The sequence below is a fragment of the Endozoicomonas euniceicola genome (genome assembly GCF_025562755.1).
Classification (GTDB): Bacteria; Pseudomonadota; Gammaproteobacteria; order Pseudomonadales; family Endozoicomonadaceae; genus Endozoicomonas_A; species Endozoicomonas_A euniceicola.
Genome location: NZ_CP103300.1, coordinates 5,249,521 through 5,267,500, shown reverse-complemented (window position 1 = coordinate 5,267,500; position 17,980 = coordinate 5,249,521). Strand labels below are relative to the sequence as shown.

At 48.3% G+C, this 17,980-nt stretch carries 12 protein-coding genes (1 of these 12 cut by a window edge); 8 read left to right on the top strand and 4 right to left on the bottom strand.

The window, feature by feature from the left end:
* Positions 1 to 32 carry the 5' portion of a radical SAM protein gene (locus NX720_RS21360; protein WP_262597349.1) on the bottom strand. The gene continues 1,087 nt to the left of window position 1, outside the view, so only the first 32 of its 1,119 coding nucleotides appear in the window; it begins with the start codon at positions 30 to 32; its stop codon lies beyond the left edge, outside the window.
* Positions 33 to 153: 121 nt separating this feature from the next.
* Between NX720_RS21360 and NX720_RS21355 the strand changes: the two genes are divergently transcribed.
* The 4 genes from NX720_RS21355 to NX720_RS21340 all read left to right on the top strand — a co-directional run bounded on the left by NX720_RS21355 (position 154) and on the right by NX720_RS21340 (position 6,208).
* Entirely contained in the window at positions 154 to 1,308 is a 1,155-nt protein-coding gene (locus tag NX720_RS21355; protein ID WP_262597347.1) for a hypothetical protein, read from the top strand.
* Between the two features lie 267 nt (positions 1,309 to 1,575).
* On the top strand, positions 1,576 to 3,123 hold the full coding sequence (locus NX720_RS21350; RefSeq protein WP_262597345.1) for an AbgT family transporter: 1,548 nt from the start codon (positions 1,576 to 1,578) through the stop codon (positions 3,121 to 3,123).
* A 226-nt stretch (positions 3,124 to 3,349) separates the two neighbouring features.
* Positions 3,350 to 5,506 (top strand): hypothetical protein, encoded by a 2,157-nt coding sequence (locus tag NX720_RS21345; protein WP_262597343.1) that lies wholly within the window; start codon positions 3,350 to 3,352, stop codon positions 5,504 to 5,506.
* Positions 5,507 to 6,007: 501 nt separating this feature from the next.
* Positions 6,008 to 6,208, top strand: coding sequence for a hypothetical protein (locus NX720_RS21340; RefSeq protein ID WP_262597341.1), 201 nt, complete (start codon positions 6,008 to 6,010; stop codon positions 6,206 to 6,208).
* 42 nt (positions 6,209 to 6,250) lie between these two features.
* Here the strand turns inward: NX720_RS21340 and NX720_RS21335 are convergent, their stop codons facing one another.
* Together NX720_RS21335 and NX720_RS21330 are read right to left on the bottom strand one after the other, a co-directional pair.
* On the bottom strand, positions 6,251 to 9,445 hold the full coding sequence (locus tag NX720_RS21335) for an efflux RND transporter permease subunit (RefSeq protein ID WP_262597339.1): 3,195 nt from the start codon (positions 9,443 to 9,445) through the stop codon (positions 6,251 to 6,253).
* Positions 9,446 to 9,458: 13 nt separating this feature from the next.
* Positions 9,459 to 10,688 (bottom strand): efflux RND transporter periplasmic adaptor subunit, encoded by a 1,230-nt coding sequence (locus tag NX720_RS21330; protein WP_262597337.1) that lies wholly within the window; start codon positions 10,686 to 10,688, stop codon positions 9,459 to 9,461.
* Positions 10,689 to 11,083: 395 nt separating this feature from the next.
* On the opposite strand from NX720_RS21330, the gene NX720_RS27295 reads away from it, so the two are divergent.
* The 3 genes from NX720_RS27295 to NX720_RS21315 all read left to right on the top strand — a co-directional run bounded on the left by NX720_RS27295 (position 11,084) and on the right by NX720_RS21315 (position 14,602).
* A complete protein-coding gene (locus NX720_RS27295) occupies positions 11,084 to 11,707 on the top strand; it encodes a C2H2-type zinc finger protein (protein ID WP_404831015.1) in 624 nt (207 codons plus the stop codon).
* Between the two features lie 104 nt (positions 11,708 to 11,811).
* Positions 11,812 to 13,242 (top strand): TldD/PmbA family protein, encoded by a 1,431-nt coding sequence (locus NX720_RS21320; protein WP_262597334.1) that lies wholly within the window; start codon positions 11,812 to 11,814, stop codon positions 13,240 to 13,242.
* Between the two features lie 46 nt (positions 13,243 to 13,288).
* Complete coding sequence (locus tag NX720_RS21315) at positions 13,289 to 14,602, top strand: TldD/PmbA family protein (protein WP_262597333.1); 1,314 nt, start codon at positions 13,289 to 13,291, stop codon at positions 14,600 to 14,602.
* Between the two features lie 82 nt (positions 14,603 to 14,684).
* On the opposite strand, the gene NX720_RS21310 is transcribed toward NX720_RS21315, so the two are convergent.
* Positions 14,685 to 15,014 carry a PBPRA1643 family SWIM/SEC-C metal-binding motif protein gene (locus NX720_RS21310; RefSeq protein WP_262597332.1) on the bottom strand — a complete coding sequence of 110 codons (330 nt, stop codon included), beginning with the start codon at positions 15,012 to 15,014 and terminating at the stop codon, positions 14,685 to 14,687.
* A 281-nt stretch (positions 15,015 to 15,295) separates the two neighbouring features.
* Here NX720_RS21310 and NX720_RS21305 point away from each other — a divergent pair, with 281 nt between their 5' ends.
* Positions 15,296 to 17,977 carry a M1 family metallopeptidase gene (locus NX720_RS21305; protein WP_262597331.1) on the top strand — a complete coding sequence of 894 codons (2,682 nt, stop codon included), beginning with the start codon at positions 15,296 to 15,298 and terminating at the stop codon, positions 17,975 to 17,977.
* The last annotated feature ends 3 nt before the right edge of the window (positions 17,978 to 17,980 follow it).

The following is a 17,980-nucleotide window of genomic DNA, read 5'->3' as shown; positions in this document are numbered from 1 at the left end:
CGAACCTCGGGCTGGGAGTAAGACATCAGCAAACAAACTCATTAGAAAACAGCCAACAGTTTGACGGGAAATATCAGCCCCGTACAGCACCTTATACCCGTACTTCTGACTGCTATAGTATTTAGCAACAAGGCGTAAAGCAGGACTTTAGTTATGACACAGGGAGTTGGTGGTTCACAGGGCCCACAAAACACAGGCATACCAGCAGGCGCAAACCCAATACCCAAGCCTCCACGTGCTGGCGTTATGAAAAACAGTAGCGTCACATCTAACGAAGTTGACAAAACACTTCTTCTGAAGGAACAAAAGACTGACGCATCTCCTCAAAAAGAAACGCCTCTCAGCGAAAGAAACATAGGCAATCCAAACACTGCGGATCAAGACAGCTCAATACCAGCACCACCCCCGCCTCCCCCCTTGAAGAGTGCAGAACCTGCACAGGTGGCAACACCTGCACCAGAAAGCGATAAGACAGCAACTTCAGAAAATAACCCAGCTGCTCAAAAAGAAGCAGAGGCTTCCGATTCTGCTACCGAAAACGCCAGTACTGAGATAGACCGACAGCCGCGTAAAAGAAGCGCTATCGCAGAGAAATTTGCACACCTCTTTGGAAAGTTGAAAAGATTTGTTACCGGTACAAACTTTGAGAAGCTTCCTCCAGCTTTACTTAACGACATAAAAAATGAAGCAGTCTTAGTCGATAATGTAAAAACTGCTGCAACTGAAGAACCGAATCTGCTGGCCAACCTCCATCAGCAACTTACCGAATGGAACAATAAAGTTGATCAACTGGCGCAGCTGAAAGAAGGCGAGGGTGCCGCCTCTCCAAAACGAACAGAGCTGAAGAATAAAATGAAGGCGCTCAAGCAGCAAATTACAGATCTGGTTAATGACGCTGAAAAACTTCTGGAAGTGAAAGAGGTTGAAAAACGCCTGAAAAGAAATCTGACAACTAAAACCCAGCAGATAGACAAGCCAGAACAGGAAGAGGTCATTAAGCAGATGAATGAAGCTGCAACAGTCTCATCTTCTGAAGAACTCAAACCATCCTCTCTGACGGAAGAACTGAGAGCCGTTAAACTCAAAAAAACGAGCTTACCTCCTGAGCAAAAGTCACCAGAGCAAACAACGGCCTCTTCTGATGGGATGGTCATCAGCCCAGAACTGCTGACCAGCGCAAGAAAAAACCTCAAACGCAAAGCTGATGACAGTCAGGCAAATCAGGTAACACCTGAATCCGCAGGTGAGCCTGAATTTATGAGGAAACTGCGCGAAATAAAAAACGGTAAAACAGGTCACGAAGAGTAAAGCCATAGCCTGTTTGCCAACCCTGAAGCCGACACTCAGATGTCGGCTTTGTTATTATCCGTCTCCAGTCATTGATGCGAATCAGCACAAAACAACTGTAATATTGGGGCAAAAGCACCTGCCTAAACCACTCATTTGCATTTTATTTAAACATTAATTTAATTTTATTGATGCAGGTCGCTTTATGTAGACATCCGTTATCGTTAAAGTTCGCCCCCCAACTTCGTGTTAATTTTCTGAGATATTATGATTCAGCAATCCCCCCCTTTGTCCGCAGCTGAAGGCCGCCCAACATTGATGGACCGTTTCCTCAATGGAGTAGAGCGGGCTGGTAACAAGCTGCCTGACCCATCCCTGATGTTCCTGTACGGAACCATTCTGGTATGGATTCTGTCCGCCCTGCTGTCCACTGTCAGCTTTGATATGATTCATCCGACCACTGGCGAAGCCATTGCAGTCAACAACCTGTTAACCGGTGATGCTTTAGCGGCATTCCTGTCGTCGATGGTGGGTAACTTCACCGGTTTTGCCCCGCTGGGAATCGTACTGGTTGCCATGATGGGGGTTGGCGTGTCGGAACAGTCCGGCTTTATCAACACCGGTCTGAAAAAGATGCTGGCAGTCACTCCAAAGTCACTGCTGACACCTGCCCTGGTGGTGGTCGCCATTTTTTCCCACCTGGCTGCTGACGCAGGTTACGTACTGGTTATTCCCCTGGGAGGCATTATTTTTCATGCTGCTGGCCGCCACCCCCTGGCCGGGGTTGTTGCGGCATTTGCCGGAGTCTCCGGCGGTTTTGCGGCCAGCTTTGTTCCGACACCGACCGATCCTCTGCTACAAGGCTTTACCCAGTCCGCTGCCCAGCTGTTCGATCCTGACTACCTGGTAAACCCACTGTGCAACTGGTTCTTTGCAGCCGCATCCGGCATTCTCGTGACCATCGTGATCTGGTTTGTTACTGAGCGTATTGTTGAACCTCGCCTGAACACCCACATGCCCATTGATGAAGATTCTGAACCTGTAGAAGACATGGGTTCAGTTAGCCAGATTGAAAGCCGTGCGTTCCGAATGGCGGGTCTGTCCATGTTGGCAGGTCTTGGTCTGCTCTGTGCTTTTGTGCTGCCAGAATCTTCCCCGATGCGTTCTGCTGACGGCGAACTGACTTCCCTGGCTTCACCACTGATGCAATCCATTGTCCCCCTGATTTTCCTGATATTTATTCTGCCGGGCATTGTTTATGGTCTGGCTTCTGGTGTCTTCAAAAAATCCAAAGACATCATCGATGCCATCGGTAAAACCATGTCCGGCATGGGTTCCTATATGGTAATGGCATTTTTCTGTGCTCAGTTTCTCGCAGCTTTTGGTCAGTCTAACCTGGGAACGGTGCTGGCTTTGAGTGGTGCCGAAGTGTTGCATGCGCTGAATCTCCCAGGGCAGGTAACAATCGTCGGCATGATTCTTTTGACAGCTGTTGTTAATTTGGTGATTGGCTCGGCCTCCGCCAAGTGGGCGCTGATGGGACCGATTCTGATTCCAATGCTGATGGCGGTAGGTCTCTCTCCAGAACTGGCACAAGCTGCCTATCGCCTGGGCGATTCGGTATCGAATATCATTTCTCCTCTGATGGTCTTCTTCCCACTGATCGTGGTTTACTGCCAGCGTTATGTTAAGAGTGCAGGCATTGGCACCCTGGCGTCCCTGATGATGCCTTACTCTCTGTCCCTGACAGTGGTCTGGACAATCTTCCTGCTGCTGTACTGGGCAATAGGCTTACCTTTGGGCATTCAGGGAAGTTATACCTACCCGATTATGTAAGGATTGAAAACACAAAGGCAGCCCAGTAAGGCTGCCTTTTTGTGCCACTGCCAAAAATCAAAAGAACTTCATTAATAAAGTCGCACATATAAAGGGAAACAAGCTATGTTTTATCGCTGGGTAGCAGTCATAATATTTTCAGAACTGTGCTTATAGCCCTGAGTACTTAATAATCTTTAGATGCTAAATAGTTGTCTGTCTTTTTCTTAGTTGCATAGGTGATCCAGTGAATAACATAGCAATTAAAAATGCCATTTTATTTGTAAAAGCGACGTCATTATTCCTTATCTTTTTTATCAATTCCCTATCTGCTTACGGGAGTAAAATTAATTGCCAACATTATGATGCTTATAACAAAACTGACTTAATTTATTTGCGATCATTATCTTCAGACACTATTTGCTTCTTACCAGCTTCTGATTATCTCTCAGATGCATTACCAGAAAAAAATACAGCGACTAAAAAGCTTTGGGGTATTAAATTCATTCCCATATCGATTAATTCAATCAGCCAGCCTGTCGCCCTTTTATTTTCACAATACAAAATACCGAAGCTGGTAGAAAGTGATGGGAGCATAATGTCAGGTTCTTATTATCATAAACCCTCTATAATAAAACCACTTAATACTGACTTAATTAAAAAATATCTTATACCTCCCGATCTTGGCACCTCAGAAAATCAACTAGAGCTACAGTGGCAACAGTTAATAACACATATGAAAACTCTTGACGAAAATACCAGCAATATCGACTCTAAATCTAAAAAAAGTTTCATATATCTGTCCACTTCCGATCAACAGCTCAGAGTCGTGGTTATACCTTCCAAAGATTTAGTAAAAAATAAGCAAGAACAATTAAATGAGATGACTATTCGAGCACTCCATAGCTTATATAACACGCTGCTTGATGACGAAGAAGAACAAATCTCGACAGAAGAAATAGCTGACTCAAACGCAGGTGATGACGAAGAGGAAGTCTCGACAGAAGAAACAGATAACTCAAATGCAGGTGAAGACGACGACGGTGACAGACAAATGAATAACCCTCGTTATTCGTTTTTTTATGTTATGGATGGTGAGCAACTCTCCGAACCTGCCGTATCCAACAAACTGTTACAACAACGGCTAAAAGTACTGGACATTCTAAGAAATCGGGCTCAAATTGCTATAGACCAAGGAAACAATCAGCTGGCGACAATACTGAACAACAGAATAACTCTCATTGAAGTTGATATAGAATATTTTTCCACTCAACTCACGAGTGACTCGACAGAAGTATATAGCAACATTGCGGAACTTATTCTGAAAACCCTACAGCGGGATTCTGAAGAAATACAGCAGTATGAACATCATCGGTACCATTCCGATTTATTCCCGCCAATGCCAGCCCAGCCTGACCTGAAAACAGCCAGAAGCAGAATCGGAAGACAAACCCCAGGAGGCAATAATCAGGCAGGTAGCCCGGATTCCGCCAGTCAGCAGGGTGATACTCCCTCAGGATCATCCAACCAGGAACAGGCCAGTGGACAATCCTCCCGGGGAGGTGACAATGGCGGAAGTGGCAATGGCGGAAGTGGCCGGGACGATGACGGTGATGATGATAGGCACAGGGACTCTGATGCCCCCCATGATTTGACAGAAGGCACTTCCCAGATACACTGCCCAGAGTGCAAACGTCCTATATCGTCTGATACACTGCCATCAAACTCTAAGAGAGAAAAAAGCAATAAGGTATTGTGTGAAACATGCCATAACAAATTTGAAAAAGAATCCCGTGAATATGTTGAAAATATAATCAAAGCGACCACTGGTCATGAAAAAATTGATGAGAGTAACCTTGAATTGTTAACCGAATCAGCAATGCGTATTTATAATGACTTAAAGCGAAAAGGAGGTACTAAATTCTCAGCGAGACCAAATAAAGAAGAAGAAATGGAAAATGGTGGAAAATCTAAGGAGGATTCATCTGTGAAAATCAAAAATCAAGAAATTGAAAAGATAGTAAGAATTATCGTTAAAAAGCATCAAAGCTCACCAAAAGACTCTAGTCTTACCAGAATTATTTTGACACAATTTATAACCCACTTCATAGAGGATCTAAGTGAAGGTGGTAAAGGTACTCGTACATCAGCATTACAAATACTGGAAGAAATAAAAAAAGATAAATTAAGGTATTGTTTTGAGCTAAGGTATAGTGTAAATGATCATTCATGTACAGACATAGGTGCTTACTTTCCTGTTTTTGGTTATATAAATAAAAAGGGAGAAAAAGTGTTAACGACAGAAGTTTATTTTAGTAATCATGTACCTACTGTTACTCTGTTCACAGAGATGAAAGATCATGGTGAACTCAATAGACAGATGGACAACCTTCATGTTGAGTAAATTGTATAGAGCCCATACCTGAATGCCCCCATCTAAAGAGGGCGCCCTTAAAAGCTAAATCTTAAATCCAGTGAAGCTCTTTTCTTTGCAGAGTATTGAGCTTCACAATACTCTTCTACTCATTCGCTGTTTTGAATTCTTATTGCTTTTGCCACAATCAGGCTACTTCTGTCACCGCACCGTCACCTACCAGGCAGCGCCCGCCGGAGTGTGCTTTAAGCAGCCCCATCATATTGCCGGGGCACAGGGAGGGTGACTTTGTGAAGAGCATTCAGGAGAGAATAGAAACCCTGGCAAGCTGGAACCTATGGGTGAAAGATTGTCCTGTCAGGTAAATTTCTCTGATTCATAACAATACAGTCAGCACTTCTGACATCAATCCAGCCCTTTGCCGGAACTAACCTCCCTCCAGAACCTCTAAAGAATGATCAGGCAATTTTCAGAACTGCGACTATCCTGATCTCAGGAACCCGTCCTAACAATAAAACATATGAGGTTGTAATGTTTAATCTTCATCAAATGCTGGAAAATATGACGCTCACCGGCTGGATAATCGTTATTATCTGCCTTGGCATCTGGACACTTGCCACTTATATGGTCGGAGAATTCTCTGAAAGAAAGTGGGGAGACCGGGAGTCCGGAGCCCTGATCGGCTTCTTTGCCCCGGGGCTGATTTTTATGCTTTGCCTTTACCTTTACTGATTTTGCCTTGCGGGAAGCTGACTCGCCTACTCCCCTGACCCACTAATCCCCCAGAGGCTCTGACTCCCCGTCCCCATGCCAGAGCCGGCGACAGCCCTGTCCCAGCTCAGCAATGACCACATACAGGGTTGGAGTCAGTATCAGAGTAATGGCTGTCGCAAACAGTATCCCGAACCCAAGAGAAATAGCCATAGGAGATACCGCCTGAGCCTGAAGGCTCTTTTCCATGGTAATCGGCACCAGCCCCAGAAAAGTGGTCAGCGATGTCAGGATAATCGCTCTGAAACGTTCACACCCCGCAAAAACCGCCGCCTCATAAAGTCCTTTGCCTGCCGCTTTTGCCTTATTAATAAAATCCACAAGAATCAGACTGTCATTCACCAGTACACCCGCCAAGGCAATGAGGCCAAATACCGACATCAGACTGAAAGATTTTCCCAACAATAAATGCCCGATCAGCGCGCCCACCAACCCAAATGGAATAATGGCCATAATAATGACCGGCTGCATATAAGAGCGCAGGGGAATAGCGATCAGCGCATAGATCATCAACAACGCCATAGAACCCAGAACCGTCAGCTGCTCCACAGTTTGTTTCTGTTCCAGACTGGCACCATCCAGTCCACTGGTCACATCCGGATAACGGGCATAAAGCTCCGGCAGGAAATTCTCCCTGATATCCTTAATGACCGCATCAGGCTCAATACGTTTTACATCAACATTGGCGGACACAGCCAGAGCCCGCTTGCCATTGGTACGGCGGATATAACTGGTACCCTGTCCCGGCTTAATGGTCGCCACCTGGTAAAAGGGGATTTCGTTGCCATCTGCCGTTCGGATGCGCACCCGGTCCAGGTCGGTTAAATTATCCCGGTCTTCCCTTGGGTAGCGCAGAATAACCTTCACTTCTTCACGGCCACGCTGAATTTTCTGGACTTCCTGACCATAAAAACCCTGCCGCACCTGATTACCCAGGCTGGCAAGGTCCAGCCCCAGCGCCTGGGCGCCCGGAAGAATATCCAGAATGACTTCATCAATGGCAGACTCTGTCGTATTTTCAACATCATAAACGCCGTCGTATGATGTCAACTGCGCTTCCAGTTCTGCCGCTGCCTGCTGCAACTGAACGTTATCATTACTGCTCAGACGGAAATAAACCGGCTTGGAACCACCGGCATGACGCTCCGTAGAAAAATCCAGCTTCTGCACGCCAGGTATTGAACCTGTTTCATTGCGCCATAAGCCAGCCACATCGTCTACTTCAACAGAACGATTTTCAGCCTTACTCAGCTCGGCAAGAATGACGCCTTCATCATCGCCTCTCGACCAGAGCATAATGCTTTCCACAAGGGCTTCCCCCCCGTTCTCCTGCCGGTAGCGTTCGTCCACACGCATCGCCGCCTGCTCCAGGCGTACCAGGGTGTCGTTCCTGTCCGCAATGGGCACACCGGCATGCATATTCAGCGTCACTTCGATCATGTCACTGGGAATTTTCGGGAAGAAAACAAAACGAATAATCGGACTGACCAATACACTGACGGTAATAATCATAATCCCGACAAACACACTGAGAGTGACATAACGATTACGCAGTGCCTTTTCCATCAATGGCTGATAAACCGTGCTGACAAACCCTTGCAGCCCCCGGTCAACCCTGGCCTGAAGCCTCGCCAGTTTGTTAGCAGGTGGCTTCCCTGCCTCCATCTTGCGCATGTGGGCAAGGTGTGCGGGCAATATCAGCTTTGATTCCACCAGCGAAAAGAAAAGGCACAGAATCACCACCAGCCCGATGGCATGAAAGAATGGCGATGCCTGCCCGGTGATAAACAACACGGGCAGAAAGGCTGCCATTGTCGTCAACACACCAAAGGTGGCAGGTACCACAACCCGCCGGACACCGGCAACAACATTGTCAGTAGTATGGCCGTAGCGTGAAATGCTGGTATAGGCGCTCTCGCCCATAATAATGGCATCATCCACCACCACCCCAAGCACCAGGATAAACCCAAACAGGCTCAGCATATTGATGGAAACTGGCATAATGGGATTGGGCATCAGCCAGATAGCCCCCAGAAAGCAGACCGGAATTCCTACCACGACCCAGAAGGCAATGCGCATACGCAGAAACAGGGTTAATAACAGAAACACCAGAATCCCGCCACTCAGCATATTTTCCATCATCATGCTCAGCCGGCTTTTCAGATAATAGGCACCGTCCCCCCAGGCCTGTGCTTCTACCCCCACCGGTAGCTGACTCTGATACCCGGTTAGAAACTGACGTACATCTCTGGAGGTTTGCAGGGAACTGATATCCCCTTCAGAGATGACACTGATGGTAATCGCGCCCCTGCCATTGAAACGGACAATACCCTCATCCTCAACAAACCCGTCGTGTATTTCAGCAATATCCCGCAAATAAAGACGACTACCGTCTGCATTCGTTCGCACGACAAAGTCAGCAAAGTCAAATCCGGTATACGCCTGCCCCCGGGTTTTTACGGAAATATCGCCATCACGGGTTTTAATGGAACCGCCTGCTACATCAATGGAAGCCCCTTGCAAAGCCCTTGAGACCTCATCAAAGGTCAAACCGTATTTTCGCAGTGCAGACTCCGACAGCTGGATGGATATCTCCAGATCATCTTCACCTAATAAGCGGGTTTTGGTAACCGTAGGCAGAGTCAGTAATGCTTCCTGTAAAGACTGCGCTGTTCGCTGCAACGACAGTCGGTCTATGTCTCCCGACACCGTCACCAGCAATACACGATTTTCAGGTTCGATTTTGGTAACAATCGGGGTCTCTGCCTTTACCGGTAAAGTGGTTAGGCCTTCTACTGCCACTTTGACATCGTTATACAGCGTATCCAGATCAAATCCGGTTTCCACCTCTATACGGACACGCCCCAGACCTTCCCAGGTGGTACTGACCACTTTTTTGATACCGGACAGATTCCGAACCGCTTCTTCTACTTTCAGAAGAACGCTTTGCTCAATATCGTCGGCACCGGCGCCAGGGTAAGTGATTGAAACCTGGATGGTATCGGCGGCAAAATCCGGAAATATTGTTTTCTTGATCGTAAATACGCCCAGCAACCCGGCAGCAATAATACTGATCATCAGCAGGTTAGCCGCCACAGGGTTATTGGCAAACCAGGCAATCACACCTTTCCTGTTGGCGCTGTTATCTTCGTTCTGGGGAGTGCTCTGAAGAGTGCTCTGAAGAGTGTTCTGGGACATCCTGCCACCTGCCTTAGCTGTTGAATCCGGAAGCAACGTCACCGTCGTCTGCCAAACGAACTTTCATACCCTCGACAGGGTTAGTCAGTGGAGTCAGGCATAAGCGTTCACCTTCAACCAGCCCTTCAGCCACATAAACCGTGTTCTCATCCGCATAAACCGGCTGCACCTGCCGGTAACGCAAACTGTTGTTCTCATCAACCACCAGAATTTTTCCATCGGCATAAACCGCACGCCGGGGAATACGAAACAGCCCTTCTACCTCTTCCCCCTGCAAATGGGCGGTAACAAAACTACCTGCTTTCAATGGTTCAACATTCTGAGAGGCCAGCTGATTGCCAGAGCTGACGTTTGCCTCAGAGTTCAATGCATAAGGATCAGCCACCCGTACCACCACATAGTGCATACGGCTCGTCTCATCGACGGTACCTTCCACCCTTGCCAGTTCTGCTTCCCAACTGACTAATCGTCCGCCCAGGGACTGGCTCAGGATAACCTGAATATCAGAAGACACCTGACGTCCGGCGGCAGGCAGTTCGATAAAGGCAAGATCCGCCGGTCTTAATGGCAGCCGCACCTCAGAGAATTCAACAGAAAACACCATGCCCAGCTGTGCGCCGGTACTCAGAAACTGACCAATATTAACAGTACGCTCCCGAACCATACCGTCATAAGGCGCACGAATAACCGTTCGTTCCAGATCCCTTCTGGCTTTGTCCAGTTGTGCCCCTGCCGCCTTGACCTGCGCCCGGGCTTCAGCCACATAAGGTTCCCTCAATAACAACTCAGGCGCATCACCCAGCTTACGACCACTGCGTAACCAGCTCTGCTTCTCAGCCTTTGACCGGGCCTCTTCTTCGGTCAGCCGGGCTTCGCTGGCGGCCAGAGTGGCTTCAGCCTGACGTACCGCTACCCGATAATCACTGTCGTCAATTCTGACCAACAGGTCGCCTTTCTGAAAAACACCACCACTGACAAACACCGGGGCAACTTCTGTAATCAGTCCGGATACCTGAGCGACTAATGTCGTTTGAATAGATGGATGAACAACGCCCTGGCTGTGAATTGAAAACCGGACGGATTCAGTACTCAGTAAACGAGACTCAATCAAAGGAATGGTGGCTGTTTTTTTCTCTTCTTCAGGCGGGTTAACCAACCTGGTCAGGCCAAAGCCAATGCCACTGCATAGTGCCAGAACAGCCAGAGAGATAAACAGCTGACGACGTGCATTACTGCTTGCCATGATGATTGTCCATAAATCGATTTGTTATTGTCCCCTCAAAAAGCCAGCTAAAGGCTTCGGATGCTCAGCGGATCATAGCAAATATTGCAGAGAATGAGCCACCCCAGCCCTGACATCTACAGCAATCACCGGAATACCAAACAATACAGGAAACACTATAATTTACAGTGTATTTCCCGATATAAGCCCTTCCGCTCCACTCCTTTTACATGAGACTTTACCGACAATAGCAGACGATAAAGATATAAGGAGATAGCAAGGCTGGGTAAGAATAGTCGAAGAATTTATATTTTATATAGCCAGCAAGCAGTTTGGGTTTATCCAGCAATTTGCAGAAGCAACGATATGATTTGGTGCAGTCCAGAACATTAAAAGCAGCAAAAAAGAGGTTTCGTATGCCAAACTTTATTAGATGCGAAGTGTGCAATAAGCCTTTCCCAATCCAAAGCGAGCTCACCAGGCACATGCAAACCCATATTAATAGAGGTAAAAAGCAACATCGCTGTAACGTCTGTGGAGCAGGTTTTCAAAGAAACTACCATCTCAAAGAGCACCTGCGAACCCATACAGAGGAACACCCATATAGTTGCCCTAGCTGCGAACAAACTTTTGCCCAGGCCAGTACCCTCGGAAACCACATGCAAACCCATAATCCGCCACATGTTTGTTCAATCTGTGAAAAGACTTTCTCACGAAAAAGCTCTCTCAAAAAGCACATGCAAAAATTTCACCCAAAACCGACTACTGCCGTTACAACAGAGTCCCATGAAGAGCCTGCTGGTACAGTCACAACAACAACACATTCTTTTAGCACAGACTCCAGTACAATCAGCGTAAGCTATATTCAGCCACCAAACACTGAAACAAAAGTACCGATTCAAGTGGTTACTCAATTAACCGGGCCAATAGAGACAACCACGGTAATGCAAAGCAGTGAAACGATTAGCGATAGCCAATCCGTCGATGACTTCGATACTTTTCAGGAAAAACTTGCAAGGGGATTACCAGACCTTGAGTGAGGCATTACCGTAAACGCCTCGCTTCAACCACTCTTTGCTTCAGCCGCACTTTATTTCAGCCACTCTTTGTTTTAGCAATAACACCAACTGCGATTAACGTTATAATGGATGAATCGTTAAATGGAATCTTCCCTCAGGATTACGGGGCAATGACCGTCAAAGACCAACCTATTCCAGATCTGACAACCCAGTCGCTTTATACCGAACTGCGCCTTCAGGAAAACACCCGACAAATATTGCAACTCATGAATGCCGATGTCACCAGTAACTCTGTTGAAACCGTCAGCGGCGTTTCAGCCAGAGTGTGTGACCAGGGACAGTGGGGGTTTGCTTCACTGCCTGAAATCAATGACCGTTCAATTGAGCAGGCGTTACAGGAAGCAGGGAATAACGCTGCCTTTCTAGCTCGTCAACAGGGGAGGCAGAGTGTGCGCCTACCAGACAGCTCATTCTCTGTGAGCAAAGATTTATCCAGTCAGCAACCAGCTGCCCCGTTGGAGCAGAAGCTGGCTTTCCTGAAAACCATCGATCATTATATTCAGGAAAACTGTTCCGGCCTTGAAAGTCGTATCATTCGCCTGCACCTTGAAACCATCAGCAAACGGATTCACACCAGTACAGGCTCACAGGGTTTTACCCGTATCCCCAGAACCATTCTTTATATCTGTCTGATAACCAACAACGATCAGCAGGAACCCGTGGAATTGACGCATATTGTCAGTGACTGCGGGGAGTATAAGGATGTTCTCACTGAACCATCCAACCTGTACGCCGACATTGATAAGATCTACCAGCAACTTCTGGATAAAAAAGAGGCGGTTCCCGCGAGCGCCGGATATAAAGAAGTGATTCTGGATTCGGAACTGTCCGGACTGCTGGCTCACGAGGCTATTGGTCACCCCGTAGAAGCCGACCTGGTGCTGGCCGGGTCGGTAGCAGCAGAACTGCAAGGCAAAATGGTGGTCAGCCCACTGGTCAGCATGGTGGACTTTGCCCACTCCTACAATGGTGAAACCCTGCCTGTGCCGGTCTTTATTGATGATGAAGGTTGTGAACCAGAAGATACTGTACTGATTGATCAGGGCAGGCTGACAAGCTTTATGCACAATCGCTACAGCGCTGCACAGCTGAAACAACCGCCGTCAGGCAATGCCCGGGCCTTCAAATACTTTGATGAGCCGTTAATCCGTATGCGTAACACGGCTATTTTACCCGGCCACGATAGGCTGGAAACAATGATCGCCTCAATAGACGACGGTTATTACCTGATAAAAAGCAATAACGGCGAAGCAGATGCTACAGCCGAGTTTATGTTCGGCATTACCCTTGGTTACGAAATCAAAAACGGTAAACTGGGTCGCGCTATTCAGGACACCACCATCTCCGGCATGGCGTTTGACGTATTGAACACCGTCACGATGGTGTCCGATGACCTGCACTGGGAATGCTCTGGCTATTGTGGCAAAAAACAGAATATACCTGTCGCCTGCGGTGGTCCGGCCATTAAGTGCAAAGTCCATATTGGCGGAGAATAGTCCAGATGACCATTAACAGCCCATCAACCTTCTGCCTGAGGTGTCCATGAGTCAGCCTTCCAATCACCTGGGAGACACCCAAAGCAATACCCTGAGCTATGCCATGGAGCAGCTGCGACTGGCTGGCTTTGAGAAAACCCAGTGTTCCCTGTCCAGCGACTACAAGCAGGAACTCAATGTTGAAAACGGAGTCATAACCCTGCTGCGCAGTGGTAGCGACAGAGAACTGTACCTGAGCGGCATTATTGACCAGAAGAAAGCCTCACTGTCCATTAATGACCTGCGTAATAGCAGCATAGATGCAGCTGTTGCGGAGCTCCTGCTGATGGCAAAAGGCTCTGAAGCAGACGACGCTTACACTATTGCACCAGCACAACCCTCGGGTGTTTTTTCCACAGGCCCGCAACAGGCTGACCTTGAGGCAATGTACGACAGCCTTACAGCATTCCTGACGCATCTGAAGCAAAATCACCCCAATATTGTCATGACTGAATGCTCACTGGATTACACCCGCATTCATTCCAGAATGGTCAACAGCAACGGCATCGACTTTACCGAAACCAGAGGTAACTATAATGGTTGCCTGTTGTTTAACGCCAAAAGCGGCCATGACATTACCTCCCTGAACTCTACCGGGTTCACGACCTTCACTCTTGATAAGCCCTTTCACCAGTTTGGTTCCATTGAGCAGCTACTTCGAAGTTCGGAAGCTGAACTTCAGGCGCAGCTTCTGCCAGAAAAATTTACCGGTGACCTGATTATCACTCCAGACGCTATGGATGACTTTATTGGTTTTCTGGTGGGTTCTGTGACAGACGCTCCCCTGATTGCCAACATATCCTTATATAAAGACAAGCTGCATGAAACGGTAACAAGCCCTTGCCTTACCCTTAAAAGCCTGCCACTGGACAGTACCATGCCCAACGGTTACCCATTCACCAGCGACGGTTTTAAAGCCGATAACCTGACTCTGCTGAATAACGGTGTACTGGAAAGCTTTCTGCTGACAGATTACGGTGCCCGCAAAACCGGCCTGAAAAAAGCCGTCAACGAAGGCGGGTGCATGGTGCTGGAACCTGGTAAGCAGGCACTGACTGATATCATCGCCAGTACTCAGGAAGGTGTTATTCTGGGTCATCTGTCAGGCGGCGCGCCGGCTGACAAAGGGGATTTTTCAGGAATTGCCAAAAACAGTTACTACGTCAAAGACGGACAAATACAGTTTCCACTGGCTGAAACCATGGTGTCCGGCAATATGGCCACCATTCTCAGAAGTATTGTGGCTGTTTCAAAAGACGTGGTAGATTTTGGTGACAGCCGCTATCCATGGGTTAAGGCGGCAAAGGTAAGTTTTTCCTGATTCTGATTCAGGCTGGATGACCCGGCCTGAATCAGCAACAGCACTTCATCAGCCGCAGCACTTCATCAGCCGCAGCACTTCATCAGCCGCAGCACTTCTTGAATTTCTTACCGCTGCCACAGATGCACGGATCGTTACGGCCCGGTGTTTTTTCAACAACGGTGGTTTTAGGCGTGTTCATCAAAACATCCAGGTCGACCAGATTTTCTTCCTTCTCTTCGTTCAGCTCAATGTCCACAAACCAGCCGTTTTCGCTGAAAACAGCCTCCATTTCCTTAAAGCGTTCTTCAGTCTGAACCACTACACTGGCCGGGTTCTTTTCGGTACCCAGTTTGGCGGTTTTCTTGCGCTCAAAACCACGGTTGAACTTGTCAGCCTGGTTCATCAGTCGGTTGCCATCGGTATAAAGCATGAATAACCACCATCTACATTAATTGGAAAAACATTATCAACAGAGACACAAGGCGCTGAAACAGACAACCCCACATATTTTCGTTGATCTGAACCGGACTAATTTACTTGATTTACAGGCATTTAGCCAATAATACAGAAAAACACAGCCATCCAACCTGGAATTCAGTAACGGATGGAAAGAAATAATCACTCAGCTTTGTATAAGCTGGTCTATCCTTATCTCTTTTGTTTTGTGCTTTAAAAGGCTTCCGGGTCGCCAATACGTTACAGGTGAAATGAATGCTCAGGTATTGTTTAACCCTCCTCATCAGTGCTGCACTGCTAACCGGGCTGACAGGGTGCCAGTCGTCCGACCGCCCCGAGCAACACGCCCGAAAGGTTCCGGCAACAACCTCAGCGCCCTTACTGACCCGGACACAGGCTGAGCAACGCAAAGCCATGATCAGACAGGCCAGTTATGACGTCTATCTGGATATCGCTGACAGCGAAGCTTCAGAGTACTCGGGTCGAATAGCCATTCAGCTGGAACTGCATAAGGCGGACAAGCCTCTGACGATGGATTTCCAACAAGGGCAGATTCACCGCCTGCTGGTCAACAGCAAGAACCTGGCACCGGATTACAATGGTCAGTTCCTCACCCTGCCACACAAGAGCCTGCAAACCGGTGACAACACCATTGAAATTGAATTCACTCACCACTACAGCGACAGCAACAGTATCAGCAATACCGGGCTGACAAAATTCACTGATCCTGAAGACAACAGCCACTATCTCTACAGCCAGTCTGGCGTCTACGCCTCCAGCCAGATACTGCCACTGTTTGACCAGCCCGATATCAAAGCCAGCTTCAGGCTCACCGTTAAAGCGCCTGCCCAGTGGCAGGTCATCACCCAGACTCAGGAACGGCAGGCTGTTGGTGGCGGCGGCCCCGAACGCTGGTGGTATTTTCCGGAAACCCGACCTGTCAGCCCCAGCTCATTCTCTCTTCAGGCGGGGCCTTTCAAAACCCTGCGCTATGAGCAGGGAAAACTGCCCATTCGTCTGCTGTTACGCCAGTCGATTGATGAGTCACTCAATAAATCGAACCCCAAACACCTTTTTACAACGGTTGATAACGCCAGAGTCTTTTATCAGCAATACCTTGACCAGCCTTACCCCTTCTTTAAATACGATATTGTTGCACTACCCGTCAAAACCCTGAACGCTGAAATGTCTTCAGCCAGTGTTGTACTGAATGAAAAATACCTGCTGCCGCAATACTCAGCCGGGCAGCCAGAAATCCATCAGCGACTGCTCGAACATCTGGCTCACAGCTGGTTGGGTGGCAGCGTCAGTATGGACTGGTGGAATGACCAGTGGCTGCTGGACGGTCTGGCCAGATACCTTTCCTATATAGCTTTGGCTCGTTCCGAAACGGATACTTTCTCCAAAACAGATAGCGGCGAAAAGAGCAGCGAAAGCTGGTCTATGTTCCACAATCAGGTGAAACAGGCCGCGTATTTTTATGATCAGCTGCCAGCGGCACAACCCCTGCGCCACCCTGAAGACAGTAATATTCTGGCTGCCCGTAACAACGATATTACCGCCAGCAAAGCCGCTGCCGTCCTGCAATTACTCCACCACCAGGTGGGAGACGATGCCTTTCGTCAGGCTTTACAGCAAATGCTGCAACACTACGCAGACAACAGCACCAGGGCACAGACGTTCTTTGAGCTGATACAAAACGCATCGGGTCAGTCTCTAAAAAACTGGGAAAAACACTGGCTTGATACCACGGGTGTACAGACCGTTTCTACCTCGTATCAATGTAAAAAAGGCCGACTGAGCAGCCTTCAGATTGACCAGCGAAAACCCGGAAAACGCTCCCAGCGGATTCATGTAGGGCTGTTTAAAAGCAGGCACACCACTCTTCAGCGCTACCGGACACTGCCTGTTGTTGTTGAGGGCAAGTCCACGGAGGTTGATATTCCCGGACAACAACCCTGCCCGGATTTTGTTTACCCCAATGTTGATGACAAGGGCTATCTGCGGGTACAGCTTGATGAGCAAGCTCTGCAAACGATCCTTAAAGAATCATTCAGCGAACCTTTAATGCAGACGTTAATCGATGGTCACCTCTATCAACCACCGGTCAGTGTCCAGTCCGCCATCACCTACGCGACGGCCAGACTACCGAATGAAACCAGTGTCTGGCGACTGAAAAACCAGCTGACCGAACTGAAACGATTGAGTGACCAGCTGTTGCGGCTGAAGTCTGCCAATCCGGCGGTACAAACCGTCAGCAGCCACTGGCTGCTGACCCTGGAACAACTGGCATGGCAACAACTGAATATCGCTGAGCCGGGCGGCCCTCTGCAAAACCTCTGGTTTGACTACTACCTCCATATTGCCCATACCGATGACAGCGCCATGCAGTTAAAACACCTGCTGGAAGGTCGCCGGGAGATCAGTGGTTTACAGCTAACCCCGGACAGACGCTGGCAGATCATTATTCGCCTGAATACTTTCTCAGGAAAAGCCGGCAAAAACAGCTGGGACCTGGCACGCCGTGAGTATCAGAAACATCACTCTCCCGACACTCTCAGAATGTATCAGATGGCTGACGCCAGTCGACCCGACACGCTGGTTAAAAGCCAGTGGCTTAATCGACTCGAGAGTCTGCCCTGGCTGGAAGCAGAAGCTGTCAGCAAGGTTCTGTTCCCAGCCTCGCAATACGCTCTGGTGCCAGCGCTGCGACACAGCATTCTCACCGCCCTGCTGAACAACCAGCCTAAGCGATCATCACCAATGCTCGATCAGCTGATCAGCAACCTGCTAAACGAGTGTTCAGCCAACGGTATACAACAGTTGCAGACCTTTAGTGATAACAGAACTCTGTCGGCTAATCAGCTGCGTATTCAGGCACAGCTGGCAATGGCAAAGCAGTGCCAACAACTGCCAAAAAACGCTGCATTGAAATAAACA

What these genes read in the sequence shown, in the direction of transcription:
- NX720_RS21355 (WP_262597347.1), top strand. Translation starts at nt 154, where the DNA reads ATGACACAGGGAGTTGGTGGTTCACAGGGCCCACAAAACACAGGCATA.
- NX720_RS21340 (WP_262597341.1), top strand. Translation starts at nt 6,008, where the DNA reads ATGTTTAATCTTCATCAAATGCTGGAAAATATGACGCTCACCGGCTGG.
- NX720_RS21335 (WP_262597339.1), bottom strand. Translation starts at nt 9,445, where the DNA reads ATGTCCCAGAACACTCTTCAGAGCACTCTTCAGAGCACTCCCCAGAAC.
- NX720_RS21330 (WP_262597337.1), bottom strand. Translation starts at nt 10,688, where the DNA reads ATGGCAAGCAGTAATGCACGTCGTCAGCTGTTTATCTCTCTGGCTGTT.
- NX720_RS27295 (WP_404831015.1), top strand. Translation starts at nt 11,084, where the DNA reads ATGCCAAACTTTATTAGATGCGAAGTGTGCAATAAGCCTTTCCCAATC.
- NX720_RS21320 (WP_262597334.1), top strand. Translation starts at nt 11,812, where the DNA reads ATGGATGAATCGTTAAATGGAATCTTCCCTCAGGATTACGGGGCAATG.
- NX720_RS21315 (WP_262597333.1), top strand. Translation starts at nt 13,289, where the DNA reads ATGAGTCAGCCTTCCAATCACCTGGGAGACACCCAAAGCAATACCCTG.
- NX720_RS21310 (WP_262597332.1), bottom strand. Translation starts at nt 15,014, where the DNA reads ATGCTTTATACCGATGGCAACCGACTGATGAACCAGGCTGACAAGTTC.
- NX720_RS21305 (WP_262597331.1), top strand. Translation starts at nt 15,296, where the DNA reads ATGCTCAGGTATTGTTTAACCCTCCTCATCAGTGCTGCACTGCTAACC.